Annotated in this window: 22 protein-coding genes and 3 tRNA genes; 17 read left to right on the top strand and 8 right to left on the bottom strand. The window is 63.9% G+C overall.

All coding sequences use genetic code 11. The features are described 5' to 3' along the window. The first annotated feature begins 57 nt into the window (after positions 1–57). The 8 genes from GO986_RS08545 to GO986_RS08510 all read left to right on the top strand — a co-directional run bounded on the left by GO986_RS08545 (position 58) and on the right by GO986_RS08510 (position 6348). Positions 58–903, top strand: coding sequence for a hypothetical protein (locus GO986_RS08545; protein WP_157458862.1), 846 nt, complete (start codon positions 58–60; stop codon positions 901–903). 69 nt (positions 904–972) lie between these two features. Continuing rightward, entirely contained in the window at positions 973–2706 is a 1734-nt protein-coding gene (locus GO986_RS08540; RefSeq protein ID WP_157458861.1) for a hypothetical protein, read from the top strand. Between the two features lie 8 nt (positions 2707–2714). Next, entirely contained in the window at positions 2715–3242 is a 528-nt protein-coding gene (locus tag GO986_RS08535; RefSeq protein ID WP_157458860.1) for a hypothetical protein, read from the top strand. Then, positions 3233–4513 carry a hypothetical protein gene (locus GO986_RS08530; RefSeq protein WP_157458859.1) on the top strand — a complete coding sequence of 427 codons (1281 nt, stop codon included), beginning with the start codon at positions 3233–3235 and terminating at the stop codon, positions 4511–4513. The genes GO986_RS08535 and GO986_RS08530 overlap by 10 nt, the downstream gene beginning before the upstream one ends. Positions 4514–4579: 66 nt before the next feature. Next, positions 4580–4900, top strand: a complete 321-nt coding sequence (locus tag GO986_RS08525) for a hypothetical protein (protein WP_157458858.1) — start codon at positions 4580–4582, stop codon at positions 4898–4900. Next, positions 4900–5376, top strand: a complete 477-nt coding sequence (locus GO986_RS08520; protein WP_157458857.1) for a hypothetical protein — start codon at positions 4900–4902, stop codon at positions 5374–5376. The genes GO986_RS08525 and GO986_RS08520 overlap by 1 nt, the downstream gene beginning before the upstream one ends. Next, positions 5363–5728, top strand: coding sequence for a hypothetical protein (locus tag GO986_RS08515; protein ID WP_157458856.1), 366 nt, complete (start codon positions 5363–5365; stop codon positions 5726–5728). The genes GO986_RS08520 and GO986_RS08515 overlap by 14 nt, the downstream gene beginning before the upstream one ends. A 50-nt stretch (positions 5729–5778) precedes the next feature. After that, positions 5779–6348 carry a glycoside hydrolase family 19 protein gene (locus GO986_RS08510; RefSeq protein ID WP_157458855.1) on the top strand — a complete coding sequence of 190 codons (570 nt, stop codon included), beginning with the start codon at positions 5779–5781 and terminating at the stop codon, positions 6346–6348. 83 nt (positions 6349–6431) lie between these two features. Here the strand turns inward: GO986_RS08510 and GO986_RS08505 are convergent, their stop codons facing one another. Together GO986_RS08505 and GO986_RS08500 are read right to left on the bottom strand one after the other, a co-directional pair. Next, on the bottom strand, positions 6432–6665 hold the full coding sequence (locus GO986_RS08505; RefSeq protein ID WP_157458854.1) for a hypothetical protein: 234 nt from the start codon (positions 6663–6665) through the stop codon (positions 6432–6434). A 16-nt stretch (positions 6666–6681) separates the two neighbouring features. After that, positions 6682–6912 carry a hypothetical protein gene (locus GO986_RS08500; protein WP_157458853.1) on the bottom strand — a complete coding sequence of 77 codons (231 nt, stop codon included), beginning with the start codon at positions 6910–6912 and terminating at the stop codon, positions 6682–6684. A gap of 762 nt (positions 6913–7674) precedes the next feature. Here GO986_RS08500 and GO986_RS08495 point away from each other — a divergent pair. The 3 genes from GO986_RS08495 to GO986_RS08485 all read left to right on the top strand — a co-directional run bounded on the left by GO986_RS08495 (position 7675) and on the right by GO986_RS08485 (position 8950). Continuing rightward, the gene (locus GO986_RS08495) at positions 7675–8010 is read left to right on the top strand and encodes a hypothetical protein (protein WP_157458852.1); all 336 of its coding nucleotides are present in this window, start codon (positions 7675–7677) and stop codon (positions 8008–8010) included. 321 nt (positions 8011–8331) lie between these two features. Next, positions 8332–8565: a hypothetical protein gene (locus tag GO986_RS08490; RefSeq protein WP_157458851.1), complete on the top strand. Its 234-nt coding sequence runs from the start codon at positions 8332–8334 to the stop codon at positions 8563–8565. Between the two features lie 121 nt (positions 8566–8686). Further along, positions 8687–8950 (top strand): hypothetical protein, encoded by a 264-nt coding sequence (locus GO986_RS08485; RefSeq protein WP_157458850.1) that lies wholly within the window; start codon positions 8687–8689, stop codon positions 8948–8950. 97 nt (positions 8951–9047) lie between these two features. Here GO986_RS08485 and GO986_RS08480 read toward each other — a convergent pair whose 3' ends face one another. From GO986_RS08480 to GO986_RS08465, 4 genes are all read right to left on the bottom strand, one after another. Beyond that, the gene (locus tag GO986_RS08480) at positions 9048–9353 is read right to left on the bottom strand and encodes a hypothetical protein (RefSeq protein WP_157458849.1); all 306 of its coding nucleotides are present in this window, start codon (positions 9351–9353) and stop codon (positions 9048–9050) included. Between the two features lie 131 nt (positions 9354–9484). Next, positions 9485–9561, bottom strand: a tRNA-Arg gene (locus GO986_RS08475). 27 nt (positions 9562–9588) lie between these two features. Continuing rightward, positions 9589–9662 (bottom strand) — tRNA-Gly (locus tag GO986_RS08470). A 41-nt stretch (positions 9663–9703) separates the two neighbouring features. Next, a tRNA-Pro gene (locus tag GO986_RS08465) sits at positions 9704–9780 on the bottom strand. A 69-nt stretch (positions 9781–9849) separates the two neighbouring features. Here GO986_RS08465 and mqnP point away from each other — a divergent pair. From mqnP to GO986_RS08435, 6 genes are all read left to right on the top strand, one after another. After that, positions 9850–10737: a menaquinone biosynthesis prenyltransferase MqnP gene (gene mqnP / locus GO986_RS08460; RefSeq protein WP_224575672.1), complete on the top strand. Its 888-nt coding sequence runs from the start codon at positions 9850–9852 to the stop codon at positions 10735–10737. Further along, a complete protein-coding gene (locus GO986_RS08455; protein WP_369409256.1) occupies positions 10719–11006 on the top strand; it encodes a hypothetical protein in 288 nt (95 codons plus the stop codon). Before mqnP ends, GO986_RS08455 begins: the two co-directional genes overlap by 19 nt. A gap of 198 nt (positions 11007–11204) precedes the next feature. Continuing rightward, positions 11205–11582, top strand: coding sequence for a hypothetical protein (locus GO986_RS08450; RefSeq protein ID WP_232337633.1), 378 nt, complete (start codon positions 11205–11207; stop codon positions 11580–11582). A gap of 328 nt (positions 11583–11910) precedes the next feature. After that, complete coding sequence (locus tag GO986_RS08445; RefSeq protein ID WP_157458847.1) at positions 11911–12501, top strand: adenylate/guanylate cyclase domain-containing protein; 591 nt, start codon at positions 11911–11913, stop codon at positions 12499–12501. Positions 12502–12546: 45 nt separating this feature from the next. Then, entirely contained in the window at positions 12547–13224 is a 678-nt protein-coding gene (locus GO986_RS08440) for a response regulator transcription factor (protein ID WP_010887388.1), read from the top strand. A 111-nt stretch (positions 13225–13335) separates the two neighbouring features. After that, complete coding sequence (locus GO986_RS08435; protein WP_369409255.1) at positions 13336–14916, top strand: sensor histidine kinase; 1581 nt, start codon at positions 13336–13338, stop codon at positions 14914–14916. A gap of 79 nt (positions 14917–14995) precedes the next feature. On the opposite strand, the gene argR is transcribed toward GO986_RS08435, so the two are convergent. Both argR and coaBC read right to left on the bottom strand, forming a co-directional pair. Continuing rightward, positions 14996–15466 (bottom strand): arginine repressor, encoded by a 471-nt coding sequence (argR, locus tag GO986_RS08430; protein ID WP_157458846.1) that lies wholly within the window; start codon positions 15464–15466, stop codon positions 14996–14998. Between the two features lie 43 nt (positions 15467–15509). Then, positions 15510–16763, bottom strand: a complete 1254-nt coding sequence (coaBC, locus tag GO986_RS08425; protein WP_157458845.1) for a bifunctional phosphopantothenoylcysteine decarboxylase/phosphopantothenate--cysteine ligase CoaBC — start codon at positions 16761–16763, stop codon at positions 15510–15512. Positions 16764–16791 lie beyond the last annotated feature (28 nt).

Here is a 16791-nt window from a genome sequence, read left to right as displayed (position 1 = left end):
TCGTAAAACGAAGTTCGGTACGCTGTTATTTGACCCACCCGAAGGAAGTGAAAACCTATGTCCAGACACGGTGAACAGAAGCAGCGCTCTGGCGCATACCTCGAACGGCTCAAGCCCCACGAGCAGGCGGTAGCGGAACAGCGCTTGACCTGGAATTGGACTGAGCAAGCGAAGGACTTGCTGACTCGTTATCCTCGGCGAACAACGATTCACGATAGGGTCTATCCAACATCTGAAGCCATAGAACAGCAGCTCATCGAGCAGTGGGGCAGGACGTTTCCAACAGTGGTTGAGTTTCAACGAGAACTCTGTGGAGTGACCTTCCCTACAGCTGGTCCTGATGGTGATTGGCTCACCTGGGGCTTGAGCCAAGGTTCAATCGATCCGCCACGGTTTTTTGAACCCCAAGAAATTCCTGGCTTCTCGTGCTCCGAATTCAGCACTGCTAGACCGGACTATTACGTCATCACACTGGACGGAAGGCTAACTCAGGGGATCTACATCGCCCAAAGTGCACAGACTGAAATTGAACGACTGGCCTTTCAGATGCATCGTCGGGAAACAATGGAGATCTGCCAGTGGTGGAGTATCTCCATCGAACAACTGCCGCTGAGCATCCACAGTGTCTTCCAGGCTGTTGAGGCTGTGCTGCCGGAAATTGGGTGGTCCGTCTATGCCCCCGGTTCCGACGATTACCACCGGATCTACAGCGGAGGAACAGGGTATGCCAGCTGCCGGTATGGGTTCGAGGATCAGGAGCATCTCTTCTTCCGCTTGAGTGCTCACCATCCTGAGATTGCCGCCCTGGTGTATGCCAGTATCTCCAAACTGATTGACCTGCCGCCACTCAAGTTTGGAGAATCGTTTGGTGCACATACATTTCATTGTGGGTTTCGACGCTGAATGAGGAACAACTCCGCCACACAACCGCCCCACTGTGGGCGGTTTTTCATTCCCCTTTGGAGGTGAGGCATGGAAGAGTACCGAATCCGCGTGCTGTCCCCAGACGGCACGGAAAAACATGTCCGTGAACTGGACCCGCCTACGGGCACGCCCCTGTACCTCGTGGGCGGCCCGCGCCGCATGGAAGTCGGGCCCCTGAACGACTGCCGCGAAGCCACCTTTGAAGGTGATCCCGCCACGCTGGGCATCGGACCCAGGGACACCGTGCAGGTCCAGTACCGGTCAGCAGGCACAGGCCCCTGGCTGAACAAGTACGCCGGCACAGCGGTCATCACGGGCAGCGCGCGCAGCGAGGTGGGCCGCTACAAGCTCCAGGGCTTCAAGATTCGGCGCCTGACCGAAGTGGAAGCCCGCACCCTGCTGCCTGAAGCGGACTTGGGCGCCCAGGTGCGGCAGCTGTTCACCGACCTGATCAGTTCTGGTCAGCTGGGCAGCACGCTGCTGGCCCCCACCACCAGCACCATTCCCAATCTCAGCATCACCAGTGCAGCGCTCCAGTCGAACTTCTGGAAGGTCAGCAAGCTGATCGAGGAGCGCTTGCGCGGCCGGTCCCGCCAGACCCGCACCTATCTGAACCCAGACGGCACCACGCAGTCGAAAGACGTGAATCCCGACTGGGGCGTCAACCCCGATCTGCGCCCGGTGTTCGGCTATCCAACCGGCACGCTGACCATAGACGAGGCCACTGAAGGCGTCGAGATTGACGGTCTCGATACCGACAGCACCCTGCTGGTCACGGACGTTCGGGTCACGTTCGCGCAGACCGTGCTGACCAACGGGGTGGAAAACTTTGCGAATGGTGCGGGCATGGTGCCCTACCGCGATGCCCGCGCGCCGCTGACCCACGCGCTGAACGTGGCCCCTCACAGCTATGGCGAGGCGTGGCGAGGCCTGCCCCTGCCGGCAGACCCCGCGCTGTTTGAGCGCCTGACAGCCAGTACCGTGGAGGTGTACGCCACCGGCTTCGTGCGGCAGGGGGCACCGAACCCGCCAAATACCACCGTGGGGGTCAGTGGGCCGAATAGTGCGCTCTGGGACGGAGACGCCGGTACCAGCCTGACCCTCACGCCCCCGCCGGACATCGTGGTGAGCTACTACAACGTCCTGCTGACCTTTCCCGAGACCGCGCCGCTGCCAGACGGCTGGGAAGTGAAAGCCGAGGGGGGCACCGTCTCTGGCCTGAACATCAGCGCCACGGACGGCAACCTGGCGCCGAACAATGGCGCGCGGCTGGCCAGTGTGGCCAGTGAAGGGCCGCCGACAGCTGCAGGCCTGGCGCTGATGGGGGACCAGAGCCAAGCTCGGCTGGCCGGTGCCTGGACCACGGGCGGGCTCTACGACAAGACCCGCAGCGCCAGCTTTCTGGTCAAGCCCAACGATCCGGACAGCACCGTGAAGCTCTCTGCTGGCACCCTGATCCGCGCCAGTCCCTCGCTCATGGCCGCCAGCGCTACGCCGCTGGCCCGTGTGCCCACCCTGAACCCGGTGGTGGCCCGCTTGCCTGGCTGGAACTACAGCCCAGCAGCGAAGGCCAGCCTCACCCTGCGTGATCCGCTGGGCGCGGTGCTCGAAACCAGGGAACTGCCGATTGAGCTGCTGGTCTATGACACCGCTGACGACGGTGAGCTGTACACGGAAGTCCGCTGTGGGCAGCGAGACGAAGCTGAGGCACTTTCGTTCACGGCCGCCATCAGCACCAAGGACCAGGACGCCACCACGGACGCGGTGCGGGCCAGCACCTGAGGAGGTCTATGAACATCACCCGATTACCGGCGATTCCGCCTCCCCCACAGCCCAGCCAAGCCTTGCCCCCCGCGATCACCTCGGGGGGCGTGACGTATCCCCTCAGCGGTGGGGCGGTAACGGTCACGCGCGGCGCCATCACCACGCCGCTCAACGTGACGCCACGCCAGACCGCGCGAGGCCGGACCTGGGCCAGTGGCAGCCGCACCGCCAAGCCCGTCACGGTACAGCTGACCTTTCAGGTCGAAGCCAGCAGCGCCGCCATGGTCTCAGCTCTGGCGAACCAGTGGCATGCGCTGGCATTGCTGGCTACGGCCTACTGGGAAGGCATCAGCGCCCTGCCCATCCTGGAACCGACCGAATCCCAGGAACCGTTCGGCGAGGGACTGACCCGGACCTTTACTGTCACCTACCTGCTGGCTGGGCCGCTCTGGGCAGCGGAGGGGCATGACCCGCATCCCGCGCCGCTGGCCGGGGACTTGAACCTGCCGCCAATTGGGTCTGGCACACCGCAGTGGGGGAACCTATGGACGTGAAGGCCACACAACTGGATGCCCTGCCTGGGGTGCTTGAGCCGGGCACGATGTACTTCATTCGGCAGTCGGATGGCACGGCCGCGCTGCACGTCACAGGTCTGAACGGCATCCCCTATCGCGTGGTAGGTCCAGCTGACGGCGGAACCCCACTCCCCACCTCGGTGACCCGCAGCGGCCCGATCACAAACCGCCTGACGCTGACTGGCCCCAGTGACGTGCGGCAGATCATCCGGCCTTCGGTCAACATTCCCCTGACCAGCGTGCTGATCGAGAACGCCAGCAAATCGGGCAACGTGGCCATCGCCCTGATCGCCGTGAACAGCGCGGACCCCTCTTATGCGGCAGCGGCGGTCACTGAGGGCGGCAACCTCCGAGGCACCATGCCCACTGGGGCGGTGTTGCTGGCCGGACACGATTACTACCTGCATGTCGGCCAGTTGGGCAACGGCATCAACGGCACCAGCTATGGAGGCTACCTGACCAGCATTCAGCTCTCTGCCGGGCATACCTGGACCGGCCTGGCCACCATTGCCAACCCCAGCTACTACAGCGGTACCGCGCAGACGGTGCCTGCCCCCGACGCCCAGATCATCGCGCAGTACGCGACCGACACGACGGGGGGGGACACCGACACCCCAGTAACGCCTGCCGTTGCCCCTGTAGCCCTCCGCACTGGCCCGGTCACGCAAGCCAGTTTTGGGGCCGCTGGCAGCAGCAACTGGAGCAACGTGGTGGGTGGCTACAACGTCATCCCCATCACCCTGACTGCGGCGCTGACCATTAACCAGATCAGGGTCAGTGCCTACAACCTCACCGAGTTGCGGGTGCGGAACAGCAGCGGCGGTGTGCTGGCCTCCGTCAATCCCCCCGATACGGCGGGCGCTTACTGGGCGCCACAGACCATTGACCTGGGCACCGACCTGACACTGCCGCCTGGGGACTACACCATTGAGACCGCATCTGCGCTCTCGATGGCGCTCTATGGGGCTGGCGCTGTCCCCGCGGCCCCCTACGTGTCGGGGCCGCTGATTTTACGGGCTGTCCCCGACCAGCCATATGGGCGCACGCTGCCGCTGCTGGGCCTCGTGCGGCAGCTAGAAAAGGGCGTTGTTGGCTCGTTGGACCCTGGCGACTTCCCGGTGGTCCCTGACGCCTCAATGGTGCCATCGACCGGTGGCGCCGCCATCGTGGACAGTGGCAGCGGCACACCGCTGCTGGTGTATCAGCGCCCCGGCGGGGGGCGGTACAGCATCGCATTGCCAGAAATGTAAATCACCGCCCCCGCCCCCGTCCTGCCAGCACGGGGGCGTCGTCATTCCTGCTGGCTTGGAGGCCTGATGCACCGAATCCTGTTCCTGGTTGCCCTGCTGTGTGCAGCGGCCGTCGCCCAGCCCATTCCGCCTACGCCTCCCACAGGGACCTACTGTCAACCCGTGGCCCTGCGGGACTTCGCCGTCGTCATCGGTTACCAGGCCGTCGTACAAGCCGCGCCGGGCTGCAAGAAGCCCGCCCTCATTCGCAAGGAAAGCCGCATCAACCACTTCTCAGAGCCGCCCATCCTCGTGCCCGTGGGTCGCCTGCAGCGCATCTGGCTCCTGACCCACCGCCTCTCTTACACGATGGACGGCCAGACCTGGCGTCCGCTGGCGGTGCGCTGATGCAGCGCGCCTTCCTGTTTAGCCGCTGGGACCCGGTCAATCCCACCAACATCATCGCCGCCGTCCTGCTGGGCTGGGCTTGGTGGGTTTATCACCGGCCCTTCCTGCCGGAGCTGCTGCCCTCCTATAGCGCCTTTACCCAAGTGCTGCCCTGGGCCCTGTGGGGCTGGTTCGCCCTAGGTTTTGCCCTGCTGCTTCTTTTTACCCCACGGGGCAGTGTCTGGCGCCTCGGCGCACATCTACTGGCCAGCTTGTATCTCGGAGCTGTTGCTTACGCCTTTGGGGCTGGAGCGGGTGGCACCAGTGGCGTGTCGACCAACACCATCCTCAGTTACGTGTCCCTGGTGCTCATGGCCCGCACAGCGGTCCATCTGGCGGCCAGCAGCGTGTGGTGGGCGCGACTGGTGGACAGCCCGCCACGGTGGCTCCGGCGTCTGGCCCGCATTGACGACGAGGAGCAACGTGGAGGGGTTTGACCTGGCACCAGTGCTGAACCTCGTCACCAAAAGTGGGCCAGCCGGCATCGTGCTGGCCCTGTTCTTCGGGCTGGCCGCGCTGGTGCGCGAGGTGCGAGGGGGGAAAGTCAGTGCGGGGAAAGAAGCGGACTTGCAGGCGCAGGTCGCACAGTTGCGAACGGAGCTACAAGACTTGCGCACCGCCATGACCAAGCTGGAAACCGAATTGGACACCTCTCTCGACCTGAATCACAGCATGCGTTACCAGCGGGACCAGGCACGTGTGCGGGTTGAGTACCTGGAACAGACTTGCAACATTGAGCCCCGCACCGTCTGGCCCCCTGAACTGGGTGGCACTGGAGCCCTGCCATAATTACCCCCCAGCTAATTCGTGTCCTGGTCCCGCAGCACCCCACCGCTGAAGTGACCGCCGAGAAAGCCCAGCGCGCCGCCGATCTGTTCGGCATTACGGACCGCAAGAGTGTGGCCGCCTGGCTGGCCAATATGGCCGTAGAAGCGGGCATCCAGCCCAAACGCGAGAACCTGTTCTACACCACACCACAGCGCCTTCGGGCGGTCTGGCCCAGCCGGTTTGACCCCAGGCACGGCGGCCGTCATGACCCGAACGCTTACCTGCGCAACCCAGAGCGACTGGCCAATCTGGTCTATGCCGGGCGCCTGGGGAACGGGGACACGGCCAGCGGGGACGGCTGGGCCTTCCGGGGCTGGGGCCATCTCCAGATCACCGGGCGGGCCAACACGCTGGCCGTCGAGCGCGCCGTCGACCTGCCCCTCACGGCCCAGCCGGACCTGCTGGAACAGATGGGGGTGGGGCTGCTGGGCGGCGCTTATTACTGGGCCCGCATGAGTCAGGCCAACAGATTGGCAGCCGCCGGGGAGATCTGGGGGACGCGGCGCGCGGTGAACGGGCCAGCCATGCTACATGCCGACGAGATGGTGGCGCTGTACCAAAAAGCCCTGCCACATTTGTAGCTCTCGGACAACTTGCGACGAATCGCCCCGCCCTGGCCAGTGCCAAGAGCGGGGCGCTTTTTCTGCTCGTCAGAGTGCTGCCCTCAATTCTTGAGCACCTCATCCAAACGACCCTCAAAGTTGCTGTCCACCGACCGCTGCGCCCCTTCCAAATAGGAACGCGCGGCGTCGCCCACCAACCCCAAATCACTCAAGTAAATTTCCGCTTGCCGCATCCCAATCACGGCGGCATCCTTCGACGTCTTTTTCTGGGTCAACGCGATGGCATACCACGTTGCGGCCACTTGACGCACCGACGCATAAATCAAACTGTCCATGGCACTCCCTCCCACCTCAAGCAAAGATCAGATAGCCCTGAAAATAAGCGGTTGAAAGCCACGCAGGGGACATCTGCGTCAGCCGCCCTGTCATTCGGCCCAGTTGGGTGCCCACTGTGATCTCGCACTCACCGGCCTGCGCGCAGGCGGAGACAAGATCCAGATAATCCTGATCATTGGACGCCGCTCCTGTCACGATCAGTAAACGATTACGGGCGAGATGATGCCAGGTGCGCAGATGAACCATCGTGCTCCTCCAAGGTGTGCATGAGGGTGCTAGTGACCATTCGAAGGCTGGGATCAATTCATGGCGCTATAGGGTGTCAATTCACGGTACCGCCCTTGAACGGACGCCGCAAATTCTTGGGCTGCGACGGTATTCCACTCGCGAATTGCAGCTGGCAATGACCGTGCCTGATCACCGGGGACCCGCTGCCAGACACCTGCGCCCCAGTCAGGTCCGCAGCCTTTCGTCTGAACGCAAAGTGCAGCTGGATAGCCCCGCGAAGTCAGGCGCACCCTGAGGAGCCCAATGCCTCGTCCAGGCCGTGCGGTCCAAGTCAGGGAGGACAGGAGATCGTCTTCAGCGGCCGAGGTTCCAACGGGCTGGGCTTCGCGGTGAGTCTTCGTGGTCAGGGCCAAATGGCCAGTGAGCTCGGCGAAATGGGCAGCGGTGATGTGGAGGAGGACTCGACCTTTGAGGTAGAGGGCAGCGGCACTGTGGACGTTGGGGCGCTGCACGTCTTTGAGGAGGACCGTGTAGGTGCGGGCGCCCGTGGTGAAGCGCACCTGGTCGGTGGTGCCGGGGACCCAGGAAAACATCAGGGAAGACGAGGGGGGCATGGGTGCCTCACTTTGTTGGAGTCATGAGTTGAAACTCGAACACTTCAGTGTAGGCCCCGTCTGTGAGGGGCAGTGTTGCGGGGACCGTTGATGAGCGTCAAGAGTGACGTAAACCTTTGTTATTGGTTGGGACCATCTGGTCCTGGCAGGCGCCTAAGCTGGCCGGATGATGGATGACGAAGCCCGCACCCTGGACGCTCTGGCCCGCATGAACGAGACGGCCCTGCCCCCGTACGACGGCGCGGACATCTCGGCCATCATCCGCCGTGTGGTCCAGCGCCGCACCCGCATTCAGCAGGACCTGATGGCCATGACCCACGACCTCGCGCTCGTCGCCGCCCAGCTGCGGGTTCTGAGCACCGCCCCCGACGCGGAAGCCTTCACCGCCCGCGAGCAGATCGCCGTGGATTTTGCGGACGGTGCGCTGGCGTTGGAACGCGCCCGGCTGTCGCTGGATATTGCCACCAAGGATCTGGAGTACTTGCGGTACGTGCTGCTCTAAGTGGCTTAGCCGCCCAAGGTGATCTAAAGGGTTGACCTGCCCCTCTTGACCGGTGGCCGCCCCAACGTGATGCCCAGGCGCGTCTGCTGAGGGATGCGACACTTTTAGCTCAGCCCGCTGTTCCTCGGAATCTGCGCGCTGGGCGTGATGTTGTGGACTGAGATGGCCCCGGAGGATCAGACGATCAAGACCTCATGGGCCATGCGGCTGGTCCTGCTGCTGTGTTTCGTGCTGCCGCCCTTGTGGCTGTGTGTGAAGCTGATGGGCGAGCGTTAGCGGACGCTCTGCACGGAGAACCAGCGCTGGGGCGTAGGCTGCCCTGTGATCAGAACCGTCGTGTTGCTGAAAACCGGCGTGTTCTTGTCGGGCGTTCGCGTGGAAGACCGCAGCCTCCTGTGGCTGGTGGACTGGGAAGGCCTGCGCCTGAACCGGATTCTGGCCTTGAGGGACGTGCTGATGCGGGTTCGGGGGTGGGATGAACCGTACGCCAGCGAGTTGGCCATCGCGCGGCAGGACGTGCTGGCGCTGCTGCCGTGGAAGGCGGAAAGAGCCTGAGGCTTGCTTCACGACTGCACCTCACCTTGTGGCTTGCCCGGCACCGCTCCAGCGCAGGTGAAAACCCGCGCCGATGTCAGGTCAGACGACCTGAATCTGCGAGTCCCAACGAGGAAAATTCATGGATACTCTGTTTCATTTCATTCTGACGTATCTGCCTACGGGCGAGTTCCGTACATTTGAAACAACGGCGATGCGTTCGGAGGTGATCCATCATGGATTATTCTCGTGCGCATCCTTCAAAGAATCTTCTGAAGTGGCTCTGCCGCTGCTCAGTTACACGGATCGGTCGCTGATGGTCAGAGGCTTTGAGAAAGGGGATACAGTGGTCAACCTGCCGCGCTGGCAGCTCAAGGTAGAGTCAGTGAACTCACTACGTCATTAAGTGGGTGCGAGAAAGTTGTTGAGGTGGCCTGAATTTCAGGCCACCTCCTCACTGTCCTGCACCAGTGGCAGGGCCTTCTCAGTTCAGGGCGTGCAGCTCAGGCTTCGAGAAACTCTTCCGCCTCAATATCTTCCATCACGGTCCCAACCATTTCGCCAATCGCCTCGCGCATCGCAGTCGGCTTCTCCGGCTTCCATCCCTCAAACCGGACGTCCGCCGCCCGGCTTTCTATAACACTCAGTTCAATGTCTGGGAACTGCTGTGCGACCAGCGGGGCCAGGCCGACTTCCAAGAACTCAATGAGTTTGTCCGTTTTCCAGGCACGCAGGCGTGAAGTGCCTTTGCCAGTGGACACTTTCACGGGTGCGGGTGGAACAAATCGCACAACCACTCTTTTGTTCATGGCGTAATGGTAGCAGGCTGAAATATGCACCTTATATATAAGGTGTATTCGTCGGTACGAGAGCTTTGCTACACGAAGCCGCTACAAAAAGACGAACCCCGGAGAGAATCCGGGGTTTTCTTCGTCTCACTTGGCGCGCTCTCCGTGACTCGAACACGGGACCGACCGCTTAGAAGGCGGTTGCTCTATCCAACTGAGCTAAGAGCGCAAAAAGCCCCCTGAACGGGGGCCAGTTTGGAGCGGGATCACGGATTCGAACCGAGGCCAGAAGCTTGGAAGGCTGCTGTGCTACCACTACACCAATCCCGCACGGCGCGTGGAGGTGCCCAGGATAGGGTCACTGGGCTGCATGGTCGAGGCGACAGGATTCGAACCTGCGACCCCTTGGTCCCAAACCAAGTGCGCTACCGGCCTGCGCTACGCCTCGAACCATCCACGCGCAGGGGGCACTATAGCAGAAAGCTGCCCGCCTCTGTGCGCGCTATGCTGCGTGGTCGTGAGTGATGGCGCAGCCCGCGTAAAAACCTACCTGGACCTGGTGAAATTCGAGCACACGGTATTTGCCCTGCCGTTTGCCTACGCTGGGATGCTCCTGGCCAGTATGCAAACGCGCGGGAGCGGGTGGCCTGGCTGGGAGGTGCTGCTGTGGGTCACCGTGGCGATGGCGGCGGCCCGCACCGCCGCGATGGGTGCCAACCGGGTGATTGACCGCTACATCGACGCCCGCAATCCCCGCACGGCCGGGCGTGAAGTGCCCAGCGGCAAGGTCAAACCTGCGCAGGCCTGGGCGCTGGTGCTGGTCAGTCTGGGCCTCATGGCTTTTGCCGCCGCGCAGCTCAATCCGCTGTGCCTGGCCCTGATGCCCGTCGCCGTCATCTTCCTGATTGGTTATCCCTACACCAAGCGCTTTACCTGGCTGTGCCACGCCTGGCTGGGCGTGACCGACGGTGCGGCGGCGGCGGGCGGCTGGATTGCCGTGACCGGGGAGTTTGCGCCGCCGGCCTGGGTGCTGTGGGCCGTGGTGATTTTCTGGATGATTGGTCTGGACGTGATCTACGCCACGATGGACCGCGATTTCGATGTGGCCAACGGCATTCGCAGTATTCCGGCCCGCTTCGGGATTCCCAGGGCGCTGCGCATCGCGGCCCTCAGCCACGGTCTGACATTTGCCCTGCTCCTGGTGGTCGGTGCGGTCACGGGCGCGAGTGTGTGGTACTACCTGGCGGCGCTGGTGATGGGCGGCATTCTGCTGTACGAACACCGCATCGTGAATCCGCAGGACCTGGCGCGCGTGAACGTGGCCTTTTTTGACGCCAACATGTGGCTGGCCCTGACCATGCTGGCCGGTGTCATTCTGGATGTGACGTGGCGCACCCTGACCTGAGCCTCAGCTGGATTCCCCTGGACGCAGCCCAGGCGTTTGTCGGCGGCGATGAGCGCCTGGCCGCCACCCTGCTGACGCGGGCGCGGGATAGGGCCGCGCCTGGCAGTCTGGTCTGGGCCGTGCTGGAGCGCCTGCACGGCCTGGTACTGATTCATGTGCAGCGCGAAGTTGAGGGTACCTTTGCGCTGGAACGCGCCGACGCCCTGCTGGACCAGGCTGGCGCGCCCCACCCGGACCTGGAGTGGCTGAGCCTACGGGCAGCCCAGTAGAATGCCCAGAATGGTCCACGACCCTGTGGTAGATGGCGGGCAGAGCCGGGCGGTGACACTCACTGTCAGGCTGACTCGTGGGCGCCTGGAGCATGGCTGGACCCAGCCTTTATCCCCCAGACCCAGAGGTCAGGAGTGACGCTCGAAACGTCAGAACGGGAATTCGGCGCGCGGTTCGCCGCCTACGCGGCGTCAGGCATGCTGTACCCACAGCGCGAGGGCAGTCCCCTGCTGGAGTTCGCGGTAGGTGGCAGGGTCCTGTACCTTTTTGACCGGAGCGGGCCGTATGCCGCACGCCCAGGGCCAGCGCGCCTTGTGGTGCATGGGGTGCTGGACCCACATCACACCCAGGTGTTGCCGGCTGGCACCCATTCAGAAAGCTTGCAGGTGCTGGGCGTATCCGCTGTGGAAGGACAGGGCGAGGTGTTATGGGCCCAGCGCGGCGTGCTGGTGGTCCAGGCCCGGCTGCCGCTGGTGCTGGCCATGCTTAACACACCAATCAGCGCGCAACCTGGCGACTGGCTGAGCTTCCGCACGCTGCCACCCCTGCACGGCTTTCTCGTGGGCCCGCCCTGAGCTTGGGAGTTCATTGCGTCAAGAGCGTGCTACGAGCGTCCTGTTAAGTTCTATAAGGCGCTGTCCTCGCTCGGCACGGTGAGTCCTGACTGGATTATCTCGGTACCAATTTTCCTGCAGTAGTTGGAGGCCTCGCACTCTTTACGAACTAGTCAATCGGTCGGCTGCAGCAGAGAGAAGGCTTTGAGAGTCCTTCTTTTTTACATCCGTCTAGCTATAATGGACGTGGCCTCATTGTGAGATTTTATATGTCTGAGTTCCCGCGACGTTGATTCAATCTCACCTTCCCTTCTGACCTATCTTCAGGCATCATAAAGACCGCTTTCTTATGCCTGACCTCCTGCTGCCCCTCCCCGGTCCCCAAGACGACACTGTCGCCGCATGCATCGTGCTGGTGGACCTCGTGGGCAGCACCGCACTGGCCCAGCAGCTGACCCTGTCCCATTACATGGCTCTCATGCAGGAATTTGTGCAGGTGATGCTGCTGAGTTTTGAAGCCCGGGGGGGCCAGGTGCTGCAGCATCAGGGTGACGCGGTGCTGGCGTGGTGGCCTGCACAGCACGCTGGCCAGGCGTGCGCCGCCGCACAGGACGCGCACCGCCGCGCCTCACGCCTGAATCTGGCTGGTCAGCTGGGGGTGCAACTCCACCTGCGTGCTGGGGTCTCGGCTGGGCCGGTGCTGATGGGCATGGTCGGTGGGCAACTCAGTGCTTACGGTCTGCCCGTCAACTACGCCAAGCGTCTTTGCGACGCCGCGCGCCCCGGCGATACCCTGATTTGCGATGGGGTCAGCAGCCGGCTGCCCCAACATCTCACCTGGCCCTGCGCGCCACTGGCGCTGGCTGGCTTTGGTGCCCAGTGCAGCGCGCACCACCTGCTGGACCTTTCTGCCGACGAAAGCCGCATGAAAGTTGATTAAGCGCGTGGGCGGGCTTCTCATGAGAGCGCTCCCTAGACTGGCCGCATGGAACGCAAGCCCCTGGTACTGGTCATTGAGGACGAGAAGGACATTGCACGCTTCATAGAACTTGAATTGGCTGCCGAAGGTTACGCCACTGAAGTCGCCTTTGACGGCGTCACAGGCCTGTCTAAATTTCGTGAAGTCAACCCCGACCTGGTGATTCTTGACCTCATGCTCCCGGTACTGGACGGTCTGGAAGTGGCCCGCCGCATCCGCAAGACGAGCAATACACCCATCATCATTCTGACCGCCAAAGACGGTATTCAGGACAAGGTCGAGGGTCTGGATTCTGGCGCCGACGATTATCTCATCAAGCCGTTTTCCATTGAGGAACTGCTGGCCCGCGTGCGTGCCCACCTGAGGCGCGTCAACCCGGCCGTGACGGGTGAGGTGCGCGTAGCCGACCTGGTGATGAACCTGGACGGCCGCGAAATCTTCCGAGGTGGGCGGCGCGTGGAACTGTCGGCCAAGGAATTTGAGTTGCTGGAACTGCTGGCCCGCAACCCTGGCAAGGTGTTTTCGCGCTTTGAAATCGAGGAAAAAGTCTGGCCGGAATACACAGGCGGCAGCAACGTGGTGGACGTGTATATCGGCTATCTGCGCCGCAAGCTGGAAGAAGGCGGCGAGCGCCGCCTGATTCATACGGTGCGCGGCGTGGGGTACGTGCTGCGCGAGGAGTAAGACCTTGCTTGGCAGCTGCGGTCTCCCGGCGCTGTTGGCCTGGAGGCCTGCTCTTATGAGCGGCGCCGCTACACTGCCTGACATGAGTGCCGCCTCTTCCCGGAGTCGCCCGTGACCCTGCGCTGGCGGCTCACGCTGTTTTACACCGCGCTGCTGACTTTTTTGCTGACTGCCGTGGGCATCATCACGCTCTACGTGATGCGCGTGAGCCTGATTGGCAGCATTGACCGGGACCTCAACTCCACCTACGAGCAGTTTGTGCCGGTCGCGCCCCGGTTGCCGCTGGATTCTCAGGTCAATCCGCTGGATGAGGCCAAGCTGGCCACCCGGTATTCCTTTTCCAACTACAGCCTGGCGGTCGAGGAACTGACTTTTTACAGCCAGCAGTCGCTGCTGGACGAACTGGCCGCCGCGAATACGCCTCAACAGAAAGACCAGTTGTTTCTGTCCATCGACGCCCTGCGCCAGGCCACCCGCCGTTCTCTGGCAGTAGACACCCAACGCCCCATCGAGCTGTCGCAGGCAGAGTTAGAACGGCTGATCAACTCGCCGGATGGCCGCCTGACGCTGAACCGCTCCGTGGCAGTGGCGGCCAACGTTCAGCCCACCCTGATGCGGCTGCTGGTGCTGCTCGTGCCGTTTCAGGCGCCGGAACTGACTGTGGGGGAGCCGGCCAAGTTGCAAGACCCGGCGACTGCGGTGGGCCTGCGTCTGGTCTATGTGGGCCGCAACCTGAGCACCGTGCAGCACCTGCTGGACCAGCTGAAAAACGTCATGCTGCTGCTGTTTGGTGTCGGTCTGGTCACGGCAGGCACGGGCGCCTACGCCCTGGCGGGGCAGGCGCTTCAACCTCTGCGCCGGGTCCAGCGCGCCGCCGAGCGCATTGGCGGTCAGAACCTGACTGACCGGGTGCCAGTGCCCACGACAGGCGATGAGGTCGAGTCGCTGGCCCGCGCCCTGAACGCCATGCTGGGCCGCCTGGAAGGCAGCTTCGAGGCGCAGCGCCGCTTTACCAGTGACGCCAGCCACGAGCTGCGTACGCCCGTGACGGCCATCAGCGGCCACGCCGGGTATCTGCTGCGGCGCACCAACCCCACAGGGCAGCAGGCCGAGAGCCTGCGCATCATTCAGAGCGAATCGGCGCGGCTGACCAACCTGATTGCCAGCCTGCTGCAACTGGCCCGTTCGGACAGCGGCGCGCTGGTGCTCAGCCGTCAGCCGATCCTGGCCGCCCTGTTTCTCTCGGACATCACGCGCGAACTGGCGCCGCTGGCCCAGGCCCAGCAGACCACCCTGACGGCCGTGGGCGAGGACGTGACTTTCGAGGGTGACCCCGACCGCCTCAAACAGGTCATGATTAACCTGGTCAGCAACGCCCTGAAAGCCGGCGCCCAGACGATTACTCTGCGTAGCGCGCAGGTGGCGGGCGAGGTGCGCCTGAGTGTGCAGGACAATGGGCCTGGCATTCCCGCCGATCAGCTGGAGCGCCTGTTTGACCGTTTTTACCGCTTGGAAGACAGCCGCAGCCGCGACCAGGGGGGCGCGGGCCTGGGCCTGAGCATTGCGCGCGGCATCGTGGACGCCCACGGCGGGCGCATCTGGCTAGAAAGCGAATCCGGCCAGGGCACCACCGCGCATGTGCAGTTGCCGATTGGCAATGTGCCGGTGCTGGACGAGGACGACGTACCGTAAGGGGTGTGGGACGTAGGCTGTGGGTAAGGCAAACTTCCTGATCTGTCCTACGGCCAACACCCCACGTCCCACACCCTCCTTACCCCAGCATCAGCGCGTGGAACTCTTCCATGATGTTCTCAGCGTCTGTGGTGGTGCGGGCCACCACAAAAATGGTGTCCTCACCGGCAATGGTGCCCACGATATCGTCGCGGCGCACGCGGTCCAGCAGCAGGGCCACCCCGCTGGCGTGGCCTTCGGCAGTGCGGATAACCAGCATGTTCTCGCCCCGGTCCACGTCATGCACGAAGTTCTGAAAGAGGCGGGCCAGTTCTTCCTCGGCGCCCGTGTGGCCGGCGGTCTGGGCCAGGGCGTAACGGTGGCGGCCTTTGCCCACCGGCAGGCGCACCAGGCGCAGCTCGTTGATATCGCGGCTGACGGTGGCCTGCGTGACCCGGATGCCCTCGGCGCGCAGGCGCTCGACCAGATCGCCCTGGGTGCTGACGCTCTCGCGGGCGATGATGTCCTGAATGCGTTTTTGCCGTTGTTCCTTGCTGAGCGCGCCTGCCATTCCTCACATGCTATGAATATTCATCCCATTATGCAATCGGGGCCTATGGGGTGGGGGGCAGCAGCCGAACGGCCTCGGTCAGGAGCTGCTCGGCCACCTCGCGCTTGCTGAGGCGGGGCCAGTCCTCGTGGCGGCCGTCTGGCCGCACCAGGGTCACCTGATTGTTGTCGCCGCCAAACGCCGTCCCCTCGCGCGTGGGGTAATTCAGCAGGATAAAGTCGGCGTTCTTGCGCTGCGCCTTGCCGGCGGCCCGTTCCACCCCGGCGTGCGTTTCCATGGCAAAGCCCACCAGCACCCGGCGCCCCTTGTCCCGCCCCAACTCGGCCAGGATGTCGGGGTTGGGGGTCAGGTGGATGGTCACGTCGCCGGCAACTTTCGCCTGTTTTTCGCCGCTGGGGGCGGCGGCCCGGTAATCGGCCACGGCGGCCGTCATCACCACGAGGTCGGCGGTCTGGGCGGCCGCGACCACGGCGTCCCGCAATTCCAGCGCCGACTCAATCCGCACCACCTTCAGCCCTGCTGGGTCAGGGAGGTTGACCGGCCCGGTCACCAGGGTCACCTGGGCGCCCCGGTCCCGCGCGGCCTCAGCCACAGCAAAGCCCATCTTGCCGCTGCTGGGGTTGCTGATAAAGCGCACCGGGTCCAGGTACTCGCGCGTAGGACCGGCGGAGACCACCACCTGGCGGCCTGCGAGGTCGCAGAGGGCAGGGGAGGGGGGCGTCACGCCTCCGGGCTGAGCGATGCCTGTCCTGGGCAGCAGCGCCAGCACGGCCCTGGCAATGTCCTCCGGTTCGCTCATGCGGCCCAGGCCCGACCCCTCGCCCTGGGTGCCGAACGCGCCCATGGCTGGCCCCAGGAAGGCGTGGCCCCAGCCGCGCAGCTGCGCGGCGTTGGCCTGCACTGCCGGGTGGGTCCACATGGCCTCATTCATGGCGGGCACCCACAACACGGGCGCGCGCACGCTCAGCAGGGTCGCCAGCGCCAGGCTGCCCGCGTGACCGTGGGCGGCGCCGGCCAGCAGGTCGGCGGTGGCGCCCACCACCACAGCGGCGTCCACCTTCGCGCTGTGCAGGTGCAGGGCGTCCGGGCGGGCCTCGAACCAGTGCTCATCCGTGCCCACCAGGCCCGCAGCAGCGGTGCTGAGGGCCAGCTCGGTAGTAAAGCTCAGGGCGGCGCGCGTGGCGATCACGCGGACGTGGGCGCCCCGCTCACGCAGCCTGCGCAGGACCGCTGGGGCCTTTACGGCGGCCACGCTGCCCCCCACAATCACAAGTACGTCCGGCGCCTGTTCGCTCATCAGGGCAAAGTGTAGAGGATGGGGGAGG

It is taken from the genome of Deinococcus arboris, assembly GCF_009755355.1.
In the GTDB taxonomy this organism is placed as follows: Bacteria; Deinococcota; Deinococci; order Deinococcales; family Deinococcaceae; genus Deinococcus; species Deinococcus betulae.
The sequence above is the reverse complement of the archived record's forward strand: the minus strand, read 5'-3'. Positions and strand labels throughout refer to the sequence as shown.

Bases quoted from the DNA above. Each gene is read 5' to 3' on its own strand.
- GO986_RS08535 (WP_157458860.1), top strand. From the start codon at position 2,715: ATGAACATCACCCGATTACCGGCGATTCCGCCTCCCCCACAGCCCAGC.
- GO986_RS08530 (WP_157458859.1), top strand. From the start codon at position 3,233: ATGGACGTGAAGGCCACACAACTGGATGCCCTGCCTGGGGTGCTTGAG.
- GO986_RS08495 (WP_157458852.1), top strand. From the start codon at position 7,675: ATGATGGATGACGAAGCCCGCACCCTGGACGCTCTGGCCCGCATGAAC.
- GO986_RS08500 (WP_157458853.1), bottom strand. From the start codon at position 6,912: ATGGTTCATCTGCGCACCTGGCATCATCTCGCCCGTAATCGTTTACTG.
- GO986_RS08480 (WP_157458849.1), bottom strand. From the start codon at position 9,353: ATGAACAAAAGAGTGGTTGTGCGATTTGTTCCACCCGCACCCGTGAAA.
- GO986_RS08540 (WP_157458861.1), top strand. From the start codon at position 973: ATGGAAGAGTACCGAATCCGCGTGCTGTCCCCAGACGGCACGGAAAAA.
- GO986_RS08440 (WP_010887388.1), top strand. From the start codon at position 12,547: ATGGAACGCAAGCCCCTGGTACTGGTCATTGAGGACGAGAAGGACATT.
- GO986_RS08485 (WP_157458850.1), top strand. From the start codon at position 8,687: ATGGATACTCTGTTTCATTTCATTCTGACGTATCTGCCTACGGGCGAG.
- GO986_RS08450 (WP_232337633.1), top strand. From the start codon at position 11,205: ATGCTGTACCCACAGCGCGAGGGCAGTCCCCTGCTGGAGTTCGCGGTA.
- coaBC (WP_157458845.1), bottom strand. From the start codon at position 16,763: ATGAGCGAACAGGCGCCGGACGTACTTGTGATTGTGGGGGGCAGCGTG.
- GO986_RS08445 (WP_157458847.1), top strand. From the start codon at position 11,911: ATGCCTGACCTCCTGCTGCCCCTCCCCGGTCCCCAAGACGACACTGTC.
- argR (WP_157458846.1), bottom strand. From the start codon at position 15,466: ATGGCAGGCGCGCTCAGCAAGGAACAACGGCAAAAACGCATTCAGGAC.
- GO986_RS08545 (WP_157458862.1), top strand. From the start codon at position 58: ATGTCCAGACACGGTGAACAGAAGCAGCGCTCTGGCGCATACCTCGAA.
- GO986_RS08525 (WP_157458858.1), top strand. From the start codon at position 4,580: ATGCACCGAATCCTGTTCCTGGTTGCCCTGCTGTGTGCAGCGGCCGTC.
- GO986_RS08505 (WP_157458854.1), bottom strand. From the start codon at position 6,665: ATGGACAGTTTGATTTATGCGTCGGTGCGTCAAGTGGCCGCAACGTGG.
- GO986_RS08520 (WP_157458857.1), top strand. From the start codon at position 4,900: ATGCAGCGCGCCTTCCTGTTTAGCCGCTGGGACCCGGTCAATCCCACC.